This window comes from Streptomyces violascens (genome assembly GCF_014649955.1).
Taxonomy (GTDB): Bacteria; Actinomycetota; Actinomycetes; order Streptomycetales; family Streptomycetaceae; genus Streptomyces; species Streptomyces violascens.
Genome location: NZ_BMUA01000043.1, coordinates 12,615 through 29,043 on the forward strand (window position 1 = coordinate 12,615; position 16,429 = coordinate 29,043).

Below are 16,429 nucleotides of genomic sequence, written 5' to 3' on the forward strand. Positions count from 1 at the left end.
AGTTCCGCGCCGTCGCCCGAGCCGCAGACCAGCAAGAAAAGGTTGATGGACACCATCGAGAACTGTGGTATCGCCACTGGCGCAATCTGGCCCGTCGCTCCCGCCGCTCCCGCCCGGACCCTGCTCGACATCCTGGTGACCTCCGCCGAGGCGTACCCGCATGCCCCCGCCCTGGAGGCGGGCGGCACCGTGCTCGACTACCGCACGCTGATGCACGAGGTGAACGAGTTCGCCGGACGGCTCTCGGCGTACGGGGTCGGCAACGGCGACCGGGTCGGCGTGCGGGTGCCCTCGGGCACTTTGGACCTGTACGTGGCCATTTTGGCCGTGCTGCGGGTCGGCGCCGCGTACGTGCCGGTGGACGCCGACGACCCCGACGAGCGGGCCGCGATGATCTGGGAGGACGCCCAGGTCTGCGTGGTGCTCGGCGCCGGTCGAAGCATCATGCCCAGCCCGACCGTGCGCCCCGGCGGGCGGCCTTCCTGGCCAACCCCGGACGACGACTGCTGGATCATCTTCACCTCCGGCACGACCGGACGGCCCAAGGGCGTCGCGGTCAGCCATCGCAGCGCCGCGGCCTTCGTTGACGCCGAGGCCCGAATATTCCTCCGGGGCGCCCCGGTCGGACCGGGCGACCGGGTGCTGGCCGGCCTGTCCGTCGCCTTCGACGCCTCCTGCGAGGAGATGTGGCTGGCCTGGCGGCACGCCGCCTGCCTGGTGCCCGCGCCGCGCTCGCTGGTCAAGACAGGCACCGACCTCGGCCCCTGGCTGGTCGAGCGCGGGATCACCGTGATCTCCACCGTGCCCACGCTGCTCGCGCTGTGGCCGGTTGAGTGCCTGGAGCGGGTCCGCCTGGTCATCGTCGGCGGCGAGTCCTGCCCGCCCGAACTGGTGGAACGCATCGCCTCGCCGCAGCGCGAGTTCTGGAACACCTACGGCCCGACCGAGACCACCGTCGTCGCCACCGCCGCCCAGATGTTCCCGGGCCAGCCAGTCCGGATCGGCGCCCCGCTGGACGGCTGGGAGATCGCCGTCGTGGACGAGCACGGCCACCCGGTGCCCTGGGGCGGGACTGGTGAGCTGGTGATCGGCGGCGTCGGCACCGCCCGCTACCTGGACTCGGCCAAGGACGCCGAGAAGTTCGGCAGCAGCCCCTACCTGTACAGCCCGCGCGTCTACCGCAGCGGCGACCTGGTCCGCGCCGAGCCTGACGGCCTGATCTTTGTCGGCCGCGCCGACGAGCAGGTCAAGCTGTCCGGCCGCCGGATCGAACTCGGCGAGGTGGACGCGGCGCTCCAGGCCTTGCCGGGCGTGCGTGCCGCCGCCGCGGCCGTCCGCAAGACCCCGGCCGGCGGCGAGCTGCTGGTCGGCTACCTGGTGCTGAACCCGGGCGCGCCGTACGACCCCGCCGCCGCCCGCGCCTTGCTGCTCGAGCGGCTGCCGCAGGCGCTGGTCCCGATGCTGGCCACCGTGGACGGGCTGCCGACCAAGACCTCCGGCAAGGTCGACCGCAACGCGCTGCCCTGGCCGCTGGCCACCTCCGGCCCCGACCCGTCCGCCGCAGGCCCGCGCCCGACGGGCACCGCCGGCTGGCTGGCCGAGCAGTGGGAGGCCCTGCTCGGCATGCCGGTCGGCGCCGACGGCGACTTCTTCGCACTCGGCGGCACCAGCCTGGCCGCCGCCAAGCTGGTCTCGGTGCTGCGCACCCGCTGCCCCGGCATCTCCGTCGCGGATGTCTACGCCCACCCCGGGCTGCTCGGCCTCGCCGCCAAGCTGGACGACCTCAGCGGCCCGGCCCGGCAGGAAAGACGGGTACGTCCGACCCCGCGCCGGGTCGGCGTGATCCAGTTCCTGGTGCTCGCCGTCCTCTACACGATCAGCAGCCTGCGCTGGGTGATCGGCCTGGCCGCCCTGGACAACCTGACCTTCGGCACCCTGCGCTGGGCGCCGCACACGTCCTGGTGGGTGATCCTGGCCGGCTGGTTCCTGCTGTCCAGTGCCCCCGCCCGCCTGGTGATCGGCGCCGGCGCGGCCCGGACGCTGACCGCCGGCATCAAGCCGGGCAGCTACCCGCGCGGCGGCTCGGTGCACCTGCGGATATGGACCGCCGAGCGGGTGGTCACGATGTTCAACGTCGCCTCCCTGATGGGGACTCCCTGGGCCGGACGCTACGCCCGGGCCCTCGGCTGCCGGGTCGGCAAGAACGTCGACCTGCACTCAATGCCCTCGGTGACCGGCCTCGTCAAGCTCGGCGACGGCTGCTCGATCGAGCCGGAGGTCGACATCACCGGCTACTGGCTGGACGGCGACATCCTGCACCTCGGCGCGCTGGAGGTCGGCCCGGAGTCCCGGGTCGGCACCCGCTCCACGCTGCTGCCGGGCGCCAAGGTGGGCGCCTGGGCCGAGGTCGCCCCGGGCAGCTCGGTGCTCGACCCGGTCGCCGACGGCGAGTACTGGCACGGTTCCCCCGCCCGCCCGTCGGGCCGCCCCGCGAACGGCTGGCCCGCGCCGGACCACCGACGCTCCCGCATCTGGGACCTGATGTACGGAGCCGCGCTGCTCGGCCTCGGCCTGCTGCCGCTGATCGCCGCAGCGCCGTCGCTGCTGCTGCTCTACCCGCTGATCGCCACCGACAAGACGCTCATCCCGGCGATCGTCCAGACCATCGTGGCCACGCCGCTTCTGGTGCTCGTCTCGCTGGCCACCTACTCGCTGCTGCTGATCCTTGTGGTCCGGCTGTTCAGCGTGCCGATCAAGCCCGGCTACCACCCGGCGCACGGCAAGGTCGCCTGGTGCACCTGGATCGTCTCCGGCCTGATGAACGGCGCGCGCGGCACCCTCTTCCCGTACTACGCCAGCCTGTTCACCCCGGTCTGGCTGCGCCTGCTGGGCGCGAAGGTCGGCCGTCGGGTGGAAGCGTCCACCGTGCTGACCATCCCCAAGCTGATGCGGGTGGACGACGGCGCCTTCCTCGCCGACGACACCTTGATCGCGCCATACGAGGTGCGGGGCGGGTGGCTGCGGATCGGCGCCTCCCGGGTCGGCCGCCGGTCCTTCGTAGGCAACTCCGGCATCGTCGGCCCCGGCCGCGAACTGCCCGACAACGCCCTGGTCGGTGTGCTCGCGGATGCCCCCGAGCGGTCCGAGCCCGGCTCGTCCTGGCTCGGCCGGCCCGCCATCGCGCTCCCTCGGGTCGCCGACGGCGGCGACCCGAGCCGCACCTACGACCCGCTCCGCCGGCTGATGCTGGCCCGTGCCGTGGTCGAGCTGTGCCGCTTCCTGCCGATCGTCTGCACCGCGCTGCTCGGCGATGTCGCCTTCGGCGCGCTGCAGGATGTGGTGGACCGTTTCGGCCTGGCGACCGGGGTGGCTGTCGGCGGGCTGATCCTGCTCGGCCTCGGCGTGGTCGCCTGCGCGATGACGACGCTGGCCAAGTGGCTGCTGGTCGGCCGGTTCAAGGTGGCCGAGCACCCGCTGTGGTCCAGCTTCGTGTGGCGCAACGAGCTGTACGACGTCTTCGTCGAGGAAGTCGCGATGCCCTGGCTCGGCAGCACCCTGATCGGCACGCCGTTCCTGAACATCTGGCTGCGCAGCCTGGGCGTGAAGATCGGCCGCGGCGTATGGTGCGAGACGCACTGGCTGCCGGAGACCGACCTGATAACGCTGGAGGACGGCGTGAGCGTGAACCGCGGCACGGTGCTGCAGACCCACCTGTTCCACGACCGCGTGATGCGGCTGGACACCGTCCACCTGCAGGAGGGCGCCACCCTCGGCCCGCACTCGATCGCGCTGCCGGGCTCCCTCCTCGGGACGGCCGCCACGGTCGGCGCCCATTCCCTGGTGATGCGCGGCGAGGAACTCCCGGGCGGCACCCACTGGCTGGGCAATCCCGTCGCCGCCTGGCCCTCCGATGGCCCGGAGGACCAGGCCCAGCACCGGCACTCGGCGGGCCGCCACCGCAGCGGCCATCGAAGCCGAAGCCGGGGCCGGGCCCCGGCACGCCAGCGGGTCGGTGTGTAGGGAGAGCGAACCGGGGTGAGGTGTATCAGGAGTGAGGACTCGGTGGCGAGGATTGCTTCCAGGTGATGAAAGTCCCAGCCACTGCCTGCACGCCGGACGGGCTGAGGGCGATGTCGGGCTTGGCTGACACCAAGCCGACGTAGTCGTGGGTCCCTGCCGCCTGCCGGGTGACCGAGACATGGCAGATCGTCCCCGCACCGCAGAACGCGAGGTAGACCTGGTCCGTTTCGTCGAAGACGCTGATCCAGTCGGAGCCCGCCGCCACATCCATATTGGTTTCCGCAGTGAGCGTTACATACTGGCTCACGGCTGGCTCCCGGGTCGAGGCCCAGAGCGTCAGCCAGCGTGGTCCGACCGGCTGTGGACCCGCGCCCGCCGCGGGTTTGGGAATGGTCCGGGGGCCGGCGGCCGGGTCGTAGGCATCATCGGGCACACTTCCGGAAGGCCCCGGCTGCCCCGCGCGAACAACCGCGGCGCTCACCCCTGCACCTGGTGACTTCTCTTGCGAGACGGCAGGAGCAGCGCCTGACGCAAGGATCATGGCCATGACCGGCACCACGAAAGCCAGCCTGCGAGCTCGCACCGTTGCTCTCATGCCCCGCACTCCCTGCTGTCAGCTGGAGCCCCAATCATGGACGGCAGCACGCCGCCGCACAGCAACATCCTTTCCCGGCGTTCGGGTGAAACGGGCCGATCCCTGCACAGCGAAAGTGGCGGGGTGACCGTCGCGAAGCGCACGAGTCACCGTTGTCCAGCCGCCAGGGTGGTCCGGGCTGTGCCAGTCCCGTTCGCAGGCGGCATCAACTGGCCTGACACATCCCTGTAGCTGCCGCCCGCAGGCGTGCCATCACACCCACCACAACCCGGGAGCAGTCCCACTCACCCTACGAAACCCCTTGGTGCTGCTCAGGTGTGAGGAAGTTGGCGCTTGGGCTGGAGGAGCCTTCTGCGGGCCGAGGTGGCGGCCGGTCGGGCCGTGAGCCGGACCCTCGGCAGCGGGCTCGGAGGGCGTACTGAGGGTGCACGGCGTACAGTCCGCTCCAGGTACGCCCAGCAGTCTGGTCGGAGAGAGCGTCCGCCTGTTCAGGAGCCTGCCCCATGCCGCATCGTCCACCAGGGCACATCACGCAGAAGCGCCGCGTCAGCTCCCTGCTGCTTGGGTTCCGGCGCGGCGGCCCAGTGGCACATCTGACGATACGTCTGCACGGAGACATCGATGCTGTTAGGGCCTGTCCGATGGGTCCGGCTGGGTGTAAGAAGCCAGACCCCGCGTGCCCCGGCAGGACCCATCGGTCAGGCCCTAGTGCCGAAGAGGTCAGCAGGCTGTTCGACGAAGCACTGAGGAGCGGGCCGGAAGCCCTCGACGTCGATCTGTCGGAGGTGGCACACATCAGCACCGACGGAGTTGTCCCGCTCTTCTCCGCGCTCAAGAAGGCACGTTTGAGTGGCACTTACATGGTGGTGGTCGGTGCTTCGCCCCATGTATGGGCGGCGCTGCACAGGGTTGGGTTCGACCGGGCCCTGAGGCTCCAGCAGGGTTCTTGAATCGGTAGTCGAAGGCGCCGACACCGACCGCGCCTGCGGAGGTCGGCTACGTCTTCGCCGCGACCGCTGTGCTGCGGACTTGACGGTTACTCGCGCAGCCGGGCACCGGTGTGCAACCGGCTGGGCTGAGGGGTCAGTGCGTGCTATGGGAGCCTTCTGTGACGGGGCGGGCCGAGGAGGTATCCCCGGGGGCGGTCTGGATGGTGCGCGGCGCCTCGGGCGTGGCCGGGGCGGGCTCGGGGGATGCCGACGGTGGTGTGCCGCCTTCTTCCTTCATTGCCTTGGTCTCGCTCTTGAGGATGCGCATCGACTTGCCCAGCGCCCTGGCGGCGTCGGGCAGCTTCTTGGAGCCGAACAGCAGGACGATCACGGTCACCAGGATCAGCAGATGCCACGGTTCCAGCGCGTTGCGGAACATTGCGTCGCCTTCCTCTTGCAGGGCCGGACGGGGGAGGCAGGAGCGTACCCGCCGGATAGATTGCTACATTGCGCAACTGTACAACTATGGGGTGGGGCAAGGCGTCCCTGTTCGCCTGTATAGACCGCACGGACAAGGGGCGCGCACATGGCAGGCAGCCATCAGGTGTCGGGTCGGCGTCAAGCCGGTGGCCGGGCCGTGGCGGCGGTGCGGCAGCAAGACGAAGTTCGGGATCGCGGTAGCTGTGTCCGCGCTTGTGCTGCTGACGGCTGGGGCGTGTTGGATCTACATCCAGCTCGACGGCAACATCGAGGCCGTCACCCGCCTGGCCTCTCGGACCGCGGACGCGCTCAAGCGGCACGGCTTCACGGTCACCGGTATCGCGGCGGCCCGCAGCCAGGACCGCCAGGTGACGGTCATCGCCTACGGCTCCGGCAGCAAGGTCCAGGCCGAGGCCCTCGCGCGCCGCTCTCTTGGCGCGGAACTCCAGCAGTCCACCGTCTCCGGCGTCAGCATGATCCTCGGCACGGCGTATGCCGCCACCCCGGCCGCCACCGCATCGGCCGCGCCGACCTCGGTTCCCGCCACCGCCGCCCGAGGCGCCCCCTCCGCCGGTGATGACCCCTGCTCCAAACTCTCCTTCGGCTCACCGCCGCAGGAGAGCGAACTCATGGCATCCAGCCACCGCTCACACCCCAGGAGAATCTCCCATGCGCGCCTACCCCCGGTCCGCACGACCGAGCTGGGCCACGGCCCTGGCCGGGCTGCTGCTCGCCCTGGCCGCCGCCCTCACCCCCGTACCGGCTCATGCCGCGAGCGGCACGGCAACAGTGGCCGACGCACTCAAGAAGAGCCCCGTGTACGTCGACCCGCGAGCCGAGAGCCAGCTGTCGAAGCCGGACGCCGAGGCGCTCGCGAAGAAGATCAAGGACGCGGGCAAGCCGGTCTTCATCGCGGTCCTGCCGCAGAGCGCCGAATTCCCGCCGGCCACCGTGCTGAAGGACGTGCGCTCACTCACTGGCGTCACCGGTCTGTACGCGATTCGCCTCGGCGACGGCTTCAACGCCGGGGCCGACCGTCAGGTGATGGCCAAGAATGCCGTCGGCAACCTCGTGGGCGCCGTCAAGAGGTCCTCGCCCCGGGACGCGAAGACGGAGCTGAACAGCTTCGTCGACGAGGCCCTCCGCCAGGCCAGGGGCAAGGCGCCCGGCTCCTGGTCGGGCGGGGGCGACGGCGGCTCGGCCACCGCCGCGTGGCTGGCCGTGGGCGGAGTGCTCGTGGTGGGCGGCGGCGCCGGATACGCCGTGCTGAGGCGGTCGCGGAAGAAGCGCGAGGAGCGCGAGCGCGCGGAACTGGAGGCCCTGCGGACCGTGGTGGACGAGGACATCACCGCTTACGCCGAGGAACTCGACCGCCTCGCCTTCACGCCCTCCGAGCCCGGTGTCACGGACGAGATGCGCAAGGACTACGAACACGCCCTCGACACCTACGACAAGGCCAAGGAACAACTGGCGGCGGCCCGTGAGCCGCAGGACGTGCAGCCGGTGACCGAGACGCTGGCCGACGGCCGCTTCGCGCTGGCCACCCTCGCGGCCCGGCGAAAGGGTGCTCCGCTGCCCGAGAGGCGGGTGCCGTGTTTCTTCGACCCGCGCCACGGACCGTCGGTCGCTGATGTCGAATGGGCCCCGGCCGACGGCGCGCCGCGTCCCGTTCCCGCCTGTGCCGCCGATGTGGCGCGCATCAACGCCGGTCAGGATCCCGAGGCCCGGATGGTCCCCACCGACCAGGGTCCGCAGCCGTACTGGAACGCAGGGCCCGCCTACGCCCCCTGGGCGGGCGGCTACTTCGGCGGCGCCGGCGGCGTCCTGGGCGGTCTGCTCGTGGGCACCATGCTCGGCTCCCTGATCAGCGCGCCGAGCGCCGTTGCCGAGCCGGGCTTCGCCGGACCCGAAAGCCTGCCCGGCGGGGGTGAGTCCAGCGGCTCCGACTTCAACCCGTCCGACTTCTCCGGAAGTTTCGGTGGCGGCGGGTTCGGCGGTGACTCGGGAGGCGACTTCGGCGGAGGAGATTGGTAGCGCCCGACGGGCCCGCCATATGGCCCCGGTGCCACTACCGGGGCCAGCTCCGTCCCTGCACGCAGCCGTCGGCCAGTTCGCCGGCGGGCGCCCATGCACTGGCGGCGCAGCGCGAACCGCTTCGGGCCTCAGGTGCCCACGGAAAGCAGGAGACGTTCGGGGGATTGATCGACTGTCCGCCGGAGTTGACACAGCATCAACTGCACGACGGCGACGATGTCCTGGTCGTCGACGTAGTAGATCTGGCGGCGCCCCTCGCGGCGCGCGGCCACAAGGCCAGCGAGCTTCAGCTTGGCCAAGTGCTGGCTCGTCGCAGGGAGCGCGCCGCCCACCCGCTGCGCGAGCCCCGACACATCGCTTTCTCCCTGTGCCAGCGCCCACACAATGTGCAGGCGGGCGGGAGAGGCCAGCAGACCGAACGCCGTGGCGGCGTCCGCGAGGACCTCCGCGGTCGGGTCCGTGGGCTCGCCGCTGCCCGCTGTCATGCAGATCGCCCTCCCGTCGCGTCCCGGTCACCTCCCGTGTCCAGGCGCAGCCCCAGTGTAGGCGCCGGCCCGCGCCGCCCACCGGCAGACGCCCTGCATACCCCTCATATAGTTACGCAACTGTGCAGCAGATCGTTGCCCGTCAATCTCCCGGTCGGCCGCGGCTGTGCATGAAGCATGAACGGGAGCCCGCCGCCGGCGGCGGGCCCCAAGCGTTCATTCGGCTACGCGGACACGTTCTGCTACGTGGACGTGTTCTGCGTGGAGTTCGCCGGAGCCGTTCACGGCGACGTAGGTGACCCGCAATCCTTCGGTGAGGAAGGTTGCGCCCTCGATGGCTTCGCGACGGACCAGGACCTCACGCCCGTCATCCCCGTCGATGTATCCGTATCCCTTGGCCTGGTTGAACCAGCGGACCACTCCGCTGACCCTGTCGTTCACTCCTGCGCCTCCCGGCTGTGTACTGACTTTCCTGTCTCTCTGCTGCTTGTGATGCCCTTCGTTGGGGCGGCGCACGCCGGCTGCCCCAGGTCAGTTGACGCAGGGCACGCCGCCGGCCTTGACCGCCGGCCCGCTGTCCTCGCTGTCCGCTGCTGAGGCGGAGTTGCTGGGAGCGGGCGAGGGGACCTTGTTGTCCGGGGGCGTGTAGTCGCGGCCCAGGGTGACGCGGACGTGTCCGGCCGGGATCGCGGAGCCGGCGGTGGCCGTACCCGACTTGAGGCGGGACGCGATCTGCTGTGCGGCCTGCTGGGCGCCTGCCCCATAAGCCACGGTGGTGTGGGCTTGGCCGGGTGCGTTGCCGGTCTGACCCGCGGTGTAGCCGAGTGCGGCCAGGGCTTTGAGCACGGTGTCGGCGAGACCGCCGGTTCCGTTGCCGTTGCGGACGTCCACGGTGGCCGGTGCCGCCTTCGCGCCGGCCTTGGAGTCACCGTCGCCGTCTCCGGGTGTGGCGGACGCGGTAGGGCTGGGGCCGAAGGTCTGTTGGACGATCGTTTTGATCTTCTCGGCGTTGACGAGGTTGACCGACTCGCCCTTGCGTGTGGCGAATCCGGTGATGGGCAGGGTGTGGAACTCGACGTTCCCGCCGGTGAGGTTGGGTGCTTGCTGGGCGAAGTCCAGTACGTGCCAGGTGCTGTCGAGGACCAGGTCCTTCTTCACGACGCTGAACAGCCCCTGCAGCTTTCCGAGGTCGCCGAAGAGACCCTCGTCCTTGAGCTGGTGGGTGATGCTGGAGATGAACGCCTGCTGGCGGCGGGTGCGGTCCAGGTCGCCGTTGTCCAGGCCGTGGCGCTGGCGGACGAAGGCGAGGGCCTGCTTTGCGTCGACCTTCTGCACGCCGGCTGGGAAGTCTGCGCCGGAATAGCGGTCCTTGACCGGGTGCTTGAGACAGACGGTGATGGGCTGAAGGACTTTGGCGATGTCGTAGAAGCCGAGCAGGTTGACCTCGGCGAAGTGGTCGATCGGCACGCCGGTGAACTGCTGCACGGTGGCGAGCGTCGCTTCGCGCCCGGCCTCGCGGCTCTTGCCTTCGAGGTCCGGGCCTTTGATGCCCTGCTTGGACAGGCGTTCGCTGGCGCCGGTGTAGGCGTTGGCGTACGCCTCTTTTATCTTGTGCTCGCCCTGGGAGGTGCCGTCGCCGTTGAGGGTCTCCACATAGTCGTCCCGGGGAATGGAGAAGGCGCTGACCTTGCCGCCGTCTGCGGGGATGTGCATGAGGATCAGCGTGTTGGTGTTGTAGTAGCCGATCTCGCTGGACCCGGCGTGCAACTGGTCCTGGACGAACTCCTTCGGCAGGTCGTTGCCGTCCATGTCCTTGCGCGAATCGAGGCCGATCAGCAACAGGTTCACCGAACTGTCCAGGTGCTTGGGTGCGTTCTTCTTGACGGCGTCCAAGGCGTCCGAGGTGGTGAGGCCGTTCGTCAGTGACCGGTACGCGAACCAGGTCACGCCACACCCGATGAGCACGACGGCCGAGGTCACCCACACCATGGTGCGCAGCGCAAGAACCCACCCTGGTCGGCGTGTGCGGCCCTCGCTCGGGGACCCGGGGGATGCGTCGCGTCGAGTGCGCGGCCTCTGCGGGCGGGAGTTCGGGTTGTCAGGCATGGTTGCGCCTCCGGCTACGCAGGGACTGGAGACCGCGTACCGCCAGCACGATGAGCACCGTGCACTCGGCGGCGGCCATGGAGGGGAAGGCGGCGACCGCCCACCGGATCAGGTCGGTGGACGTCGACTTGCCGCCGGAGCTGGAAGGCCCGGTCAACAGTGCACGACCGCGGCCAGCGCGGCGACCACCAGGGCGGGCAGAGGCGCCACCCATGACAGATCATTTCGCCTGGCCCCCAGCACGGCCGATGCGGCCGCACCCACCACACCGCCCACCAGCAGCCCCCACCCCGAACCGGAACCAAGGACGGTATCGACACAGGCACCTGCCAGCGGCGGGACCACCAGGGCTAGCGCCACGGCAGGGCGCGTCGGCCCGCGGCCGCGGGCCGACCGGGACCGGCGCCCGGCCACCCCTTCCGGCAACGGAGAGGCGGACGCCGACCGCTCCCCGTGCATCGGCGTGGCACCGCTGGCCCCTCGCTGAGGCGGATTGCCGCCCCGCACGGCCGGATTTTGCTGCTGCATGCACCCGTCCTCATCAGTCCGTCCGAGAGGCTCCCCTCCCACGACCCCAAAACGGCCCCTCGTTCCGCTCTCGCACGGGGAGACGTATCACCCACCTCATTAGTTGCAGACTCGCGCAACTCTGCAAGCATTTGCGTTGCGACGAGAGTCACTGGCCAGGGGGCTGGCCAGGCGTGCCGCTTGTGCCCCTCGGGCCGATCCATGCTGGACGGTCCAGCCGCCGCGGCGGTTCGGCGTGAGCTCATTTACTCCGGCCCGGCGGCGGCTCCGTTCCACCCCCGCAGTCGCGTTCCAGCTCACGGGCCTGGCTGGCGTACACGCGATGGAGTAAGCGGTCCGTCTCGTGGGCCAGTTGCAACCGCTCCTCCTCCATGCGGGGGCTCCTGCGGTTCGCGCGCAATACCCGTCATCGGCTCGACAGGCGCCGCTCCCGCCCCGCCCTCCGGGTCGCCCGCCTGCAAGGCGGGCGCGTTGGACTCTGTGCTCATCCCGGTACCCTCCGGACTTCGCCGGGCCGAACGAGCAGTGGTTTCGTGACTACGGCTGGCAGGGCGAGCTACGGCATCCGATAGTTCCCCACTTGCGCAAGCCTTAAAGTGTTACGGGTGCGACTCATCGTCTCCGTGAAATGGGGGCGCTTTGCCGATCAAGGAGCGAGCAGATGTTCACCGAACTGGGCCCGATGAAACTGCTCACCATCGCCATCGTCGCGATGTTCGTCTTCGGGCCGGAGAAACTGCCCGAGTTTATCCGGAATGCGACCGGTGTTCTGCGTAGGGTGCGGGCCTTCGCCGACAGCGCCAGGCAGGAGGTCCGCTCCGAACTCGGCCCGGAGTTCAAGGACTTCGAATTCGAGGACCTCCACCCGAAGACCTTCGTACGCAAACACATGCTGGAGGGTGACGGCCTCGCCGGGCTGGAGGAAATCCGCAATGCCCTCGACCCCCGCCCCGAACTGGAAGAGGTCACGGCCGCCGTGCGCGACACGGGCGCCGGTCGGGCGCCGGGCGCCGTCTCCCTGGCCAAGGGCGCACCGGCGAACCCGTCCACACGGCACGTGTTCGACCCCGACGCCACGTAACCGCCGCCCAGCCGGGCTCCTCGGGGCGCTCAGGCGTGGGCGCCCCACCATGAAGTGACGCACGCCGGGAACGAGATGGGCGGGCCGTTCTGGGCTTTCTCCCTTGGTTGTGGTGCCCGACCGGGGGAGGGGGAAGCGCTGTGGAATGGACGAAGGTGTGGCTCCAGGATCCCAAGGCGCATGACTTCCCGGCGGCGGCCGACTACCTCGGACTGCTGCTCGCCCCGGGCGAGGTGGAACGTATCGTCGATGCCCTGCGCGCGGCACCCACCGAGGCGAAGAAGGCCAAGGACATCCTGCGGGCGTCGGCCCTGCCGCTGCTGCCCGCCGACAACCTTCACGTCAAGCACAACATCCAGAAGGTCACATCCGGCAAGAAACTCTCGCCCGTCCTTCTGCTTCGTGGCACCCCGATGGTCATCGCCGACGGCTACCACCGGGTCTGCGCCGCCTATCACCTGACAGAAGACTGATCGTGCCCTGCCGGATCACCGGCCGCTGAGAGCGCGGTGGGCGTTCGCGGCCCGCCGCAGTCGCGAGGCAGAGCCCGATGTCGACTGGCCGACGGCTCGGCGGACGCGTGACTGCCTTTGGTCGCCTGCCGACCATCGCGCGTCGGCTGCACACGGGTCTGCACGGTCATGGGAGTCGCCGTCAGCGCGAGACCGGGCAGCAGTCTCCGGAGGGCAGTCATGCTGCAGCCCATCCCACGGAGGGTCGCCGCTCTCCGGCTCACGCCGGGTGCGATCGCGCCAACTTCCCCTGCCGTTGGGTGATGCCCGCGGGCCCCCTCCCAAGTGACCTGACCCAGACAGGGTGTTAGCTTGCGTAAGTGTGCAAGTATTGTGCCGGGTGAGGTCCTCCTCTTCCCGCGGGGCGTCCCGTCGTGCGAGGCGCCAGGTGGGGACATGAACGGTCTGAACGGGGGTATTCCATGCGCTACCTGGTACGCGACCGCATGCTCGCCTTCCATGAGGAAGCCTGGGTGGAGAACGAGCACCGGGAAAAGCTGTTCAAAGTCAACCGCAAGCTGCTGCGGCTGCGGACCACGTTCGACTTGGTGGACACCCGGGGCAACCAGGTCGCGCGCATCACCAAAAAGGTCCTCACGCTCCACCACACGATCCTGATCAAGCAGGATGGCCAGGCGGTAGGTCTGATCAGCAAGCGGGCGTTCCGGCTCTTCGGGGACCGTTTCAAGGTCCGCCTGAGGGACGGACGGCAGCTGCGGATAGCCGGGAACCTCTGGGACCGCGAGTTCGACATCCGGCACGGCGGCAATACCCTGGCGCACATCTCGCGCCGCTGGTTCACCATCCGCGACGCCTATGCGGTCGACGTGATGAACGAGCGGGACGCGACCCTGCTGATCATCGTTGCGGTCTGCGTGGACCACATCCTTGAGGACCGCAAGGGCGAACGATTCACCAATCTCTGACGTACCGGCACAGGACGCGCGCCGCTCCTGCGGCGCCCGAGTTTCCCCCTGAAAAGGCCCACCGGTGCGAGCCCGACCGCACGGTGGCGTACCGTGACCCCTGCTAGTTGCGCACTAGCGCAAGTCTGCAAGTGTCTATGGAGGGGACCGCACGGGGAACCGGGGATGGGCGTATGCCATCTCCCGGCGTGCCACCAGCACGTGCCCCGGCGGTGCGAGGCTCTGGGCCCGGTGGCTCTCCAGATGGAGGTGTTCTGTGCGGGGACTGTCTGCGGCGGGTCTGCCGTCGGCCGGAGATGCGCGGGGTGATGCGGGGCAGACGATGTCGTTCGCGGCGCTCGCGCAGGCGCCCAACCGGCGGCGCACCGAGGCGTGGCTGCTGGGCTTCGTCGTCCTGATCACCGTGGGCGGCTACACATGCACCGGTCTGTCCATGGACGGCCGGCTGCCTTCGGGGCTGCCCGGGTTCGCCACAGCCGTCGTTCTGCTGGCGCTGGTGCCGCATCTGGCCATCCGGCGGTGGGCTTCAAGGGCCGATCCGCTGATCCTGCCGCTGGCGCTGCTGCTGACCGGGCTCGGCCTGGTGCTGTTGCATCGCCTGGACCTCACCTATGCGGCGAAGCCCCGCCTGAGGACGGCCCAGGCGGGCAGCGGCCAGCTGGTATGGACGGTCATCGCGGTGGCCGTGTGCCTCGTGGTGCTGCTCGTATTGCGTGATCACCGCTGGCTCCAGCGCTACATCTACGTGACCATGGCCGTCGCCCTGGTCCTGCTGATGGCGCCCGCCTTCTTCGGCGCCGACCAGTTCGGCGCCAAGCGCTGGATCATGCTGGGCCCGCTGTCCGTGCAACCCGGCGAGTTCGTGAAAATCATGATCGCGGTGTTCTTCGCGGGCTACCTCACCCTCAACCGCGACGCGCTGGCCCTCACCGGACGCCGTGTCCTCGGCCTGAGGCTGCCGCCCGGCCGCCAGATGGGGCCGATCGCCACGATCTGGGTGCTCAGCCTGCTCGTTCTGATCTTCGAGCGGGACCTCGGCACCTCCCTGATCTTCTTCGGACTGTTCGTGATCATGCTGTATCTGGCCACGGAGCGCACCAGTTGGGTGGTGTGCGGCCTGCTCATGGCCGTGGTCGGGGCCGGAGTGGTCGGATCCCTGGAACCGCACGTCCATGGCCGGGTCGTGGCCTGGCTGAACCCGATGGCCGCCTTCACCCCGGCCGGCCAGAAGGCGGGCATATCCGACCAACTGGGCCAAGCGCTGTTCAGCTTCGGCAGCGGCGGCATCACCGGCACCGGCCTGGGCCAAGGCCACCCCGACCTGATCGGCTTCGCCGGCAACAGCGACTTCATCCTCACCACCGTCGGCGAAGAACTCGGCCTCGCCGGAGTCATGGCCGTACTCCTCCTGTACGGGCTGCTCGCCCAACGAGGCCTGCACGCCGCCCTGATCGCCCGCGACCCCTTCGGCAAACTCCTCGCCGTCGGCCTGTCCGGCGCGCTCCTGCTCCAGGTGTTTGTGGTCACCGGCGGCGTCATGGGCCTCATCCCGCTCACCGGCAAGGCCCTGCCCTTCCTCGCCAAGGGAGGCTCCTCCATGGTCGCCAACTGGCTGATGGTCGCACTGCTGATCCGCATCAGCGACAGCGCACAACGACGCAGAGAGCCGGCTGGGCCGCCACCGTCCGGCCCTGGACGGTGAGGCGACCCGACCTGGGATCCGCTCCCCGGGCTTGAAGCTCAACCGAGTCCGACACCGATGGTGGCCGCGATCGCGACGAGGAGTACACGGCGAGCATCAGGCCCAGCGGGAGCAGGAGCTCCCTCGGCGTACCGGTCCTCGACGTCGGATTGGTGCTGGCCGCCATGGCAATCTCGCCCCACCGCGTCCCTATTGCTTGATGTCAGCACCAGTCGGACCCGGTCTCGCCCCGGGCGCCACCCGCCCATGACCACCACGCCCTCCCACCCCCTGCCGACCATGATCTGGCTCCCAGCCCCCGACCAGCCGGACACCGTACCCCCCCGGCAGCGTTCTGCCTGCCTGGGCGATCGACAGGATCCGCGCCGAATACACCCCCCGTCCGGACGCGGCACCCGCACCCCTGCTCAAGATCCAGATCCAGATCCAGGACGCGGCACCCGGCATGGATGCGTGTGCCTCCTGCACGACGTACGCAGACAGCCCGAACGGCGAGGCGCCGGTCCCGCTCGCCGAACTCCACCCCGACGCCCTGCCCACCCCCAGCGACGTACTCGGCAGCCGCGAGCGAGATGCCCGGGGCCATGGAGAACGGCTGGCCAGGCTTCTTCCACCGCGCCCACTGTCTCCTGCCGACCAACGGGCCGCTCCTGCTAGCCACCCGGCAAAGACGCGACGCCGGAATCCTCACCGACCCGCTCGGCTCACTCATCGCCGGCGCACGCACCGCCGGGTTCCGCTACCTCCAGCGCATCGTCATCGCCCACCCCGCAGACGACCGGCTCGCACCCAGCTACGGCGGGTACGGAAGCTGCTCGGCGTCACCACCTGGACCGGAGACGACGACGGCCGGGTGCGCCACGAGGCCGACTGTCTCGCCGACGTCGACGGAGACTTGGACCGCCCCCGCCTGGAGTCGGTCAAGCACACCGCCTACGCGTGGTTCGGCCCCCAGGATCTTCCCCGGCTCAAGGAGAACCGGGCCGCGGGGGAGTTCCTCATCCATGACCTGATCGCCACGGCGCTACGGG

At 69.9% G+C, this 16,429-nt stretch carries 14 protein-coding genes and 1 pseudogene; 8 read left to right on the top strand and 7 right to left on the bottom strand.

The features are described from left to right. Positions 1-45: 45 nt before the first annotated feature. Entirely contained in the window at positions 46-4,020 is a 3,975-nt protein-coding gene (locus tag IE206_RS39455; protein ID WP_189971106.1) for a Pls/PosA family non-ribosomal peptide synthetase, read from the top strand. A 25-nt stretch (positions 4,021-4,045) separates the two neighbouring features. Here the strand turns inward: IE206_RS39455 and IE206_RS39460 are convergent, their stop codons facing one another. Continuing rightward, the gene (locus IE206_RS39460) at positions 4,046-4,327 is read right to left on the bottom strand and encodes a hypothetical protein (RefSeq protein ID WP_189971108.1); all 282 of its coding nucleotides are present in this window, start codon (positions 4,325-4,327) and stop codon (positions 4,046-4,048) included. A gap of 929 nt (positions 4,328-5,256) precedes the next feature. Between IE206_RS39460 and IE206_RS43765 the strand changes: the two genes are divergently transcribed. Further along, a complete protein-coding gene (locus tag IE206_RS43765; protein ID WP_226599923.1) occupies positions 5,257-5,565 on the top strand; it encodes an STAS domain-containing protein in 309 nt (102 codons plus the stop codon). Between the two features lie 133 nt (positions 5,566-5,698). Here IE206_RS43765 and tatA read toward each other — a convergent pair whose 3' ends face one another. Beyond that, positions 5,699-5,983: a Sec-independent protein translocase subunit TatA gene (tatA, locus tag IE206_RS39470; protein ID WP_189971112.1), complete on the bottom strand. Its 285-nt coding sequence runs from the start codon at positions 5,981-5,983 to the stop codon at positions 5,699-5,701. Here tatA and IE206_RS43770 point away from each other — a divergent pair. Together IE206_RS43770 and IE206_RS39480 are read left to right on the top strand one after the other, a co-directional pair. Beyond that, positions 5,865-6,506: pseudogene (locus IE206_RS43770) on the top strand (LytR C-terminal domain-containing protein); the annotation flags it as partial. The gene tatA and the pseudogene IE206_RS43770 sit on opposite strands and share 119 nt — an antisense overlap. A 187-nt stretch (positions 6,507-6,693) precedes the next feature. Continuing rightward, positions 6,694-8,058, top strand: coding sequence for a hypothetical protein (locus IE206_RS39480; protein WP_189971113.1), 1,365 nt, complete (start codon positions 6,694-6,696; stop codon positions 8,056-8,058). A 128-nt stretch (positions 8,059-8,186) separates the two neighbouring features. Here the strand turns inward: IE206_RS39480 and IE206_RS39485 are convergent, their stop codons facing one another. The 4 genes from IE206_RS39485 to IE206_RS39500 form a co-directional block, all read right to left on the bottom strand. Then, positions 8,187-8,543 (bottom strand): ArsR/SmtB family transcription factor, encoded by a 357-nt coding sequence (locus IE206_RS39485; protein WP_189971115.1) that lies wholly within the window; start codon positions 8,541-8,543, stop codon positions 8,187-8,189. Positions 8,544-8,759: 216 nt separating this feature from the next. Further along, positions 8,760-8,984 (bottom strand): cold shock domain-containing protein, encoded by a 225-nt coding sequence (locus IE206_RS39490; RefSeq protein WP_189971117.1) that lies wholly within the window; start codon positions 8,982-8,984, stop codon positions 8,760-8,762. Between the two features lie 90 nt (positions 8,985-9,074). Then, positions 9,075-10,532, bottom strand: coding sequence for an LCP family protein (locus tag IE206_RS39495; protein ID WP_226599123.1), 1,458 nt, complete (start codon positions 10,530-10,532; stop codon positions 9,075-9,077). A 109-nt stretch (positions 10,533-10,641) separates the two neighbouring features. Continuing rightward, positions 10,642-10,806: a hypothetical protein gene (locus tag IE206_RS39500; protein ID WP_189971121.1), complete on the bottom strand. Its 165-nt coding sequence runs from the start codon at positions 10,804-10,806 to the stop codon at positions 10,642-10,644. 1,032 nt (positions 10,807-11,838) lie between these two features. On the opposite strand from IE206_RS39500, the gene IE206_RS39505 reads away from it, so the two are divergent. From IE206_RS39505 to IE206_RS39520, 4 genes are all read left to right on the top strand, one after another. Further along, positions 11,839-12,258 (top strand): sec-independent translocase, encoded by a 420-nt coding sequence (locus tag IE206_RS39505; RefSeq protein ID WP_189971123.1) that lies wholly within the window; start codon positions 11,839-11,841, stop codon positions 12,256-12,258. 140 nt (positions 12,259-12,398) lie between these two features. Next, positions 12,399-12,731 carry a hypothetical protein gene (locus IE206_RS39510; protein WP_189971126.1) on the top strand — a complete coding sequence of 111 codons (333 nt, stop codon included), beginning with the start codon at positions 12,399-12,401 and terminating at the stop codon, positions 12,729-12,731. Between the two features lie 461 nt (positions 12,732-13,192). Further along, positions 13,193-13,696 carry an LURP-one-related/scramblase family protein gene (locus IE206_RS39515; RefSeq protein WP_189971128.1) on the top strand — a complete coding sequence of 168 codons (504 nt, stop codon included), beginning with the start codon at positions 13,193-13,195 and terminating at the stop codon, positions 13,694-13,696. 322 nt (positions 13,697-14,018) lie between these two features. Then, positions 14,019-15,398, top strand: a complete 1,380-nt coding sequence (locus IE206_RS39520) for an FtsW/RodA/SpoVE family cell cycle protein (RefSeq protein ID WP_189971145.1) — start codon at positions 14,019-14,021, stop codon at positions 15,396-15,398. Between the two features lie 793 nt (positions 15,399-16,191). On the opposite strand, the gene IE206_RS39525 is transcribed toward IE206_RS39520, so the two are convergent. Beyond that, positions 16,192-16,404: a hypothetical protein gene (locus tag IE206_RS39525; RefSeq protein WP_189971130.1), complete on the bottom strand. Its 213-nt coding sequence runs from the start codon at positions 16,402-16,404 to the stop codon at positions 16,192-16,194. Between the last annotated feature and the right edge of the window lie 25 nt (positions 16,405-16,429).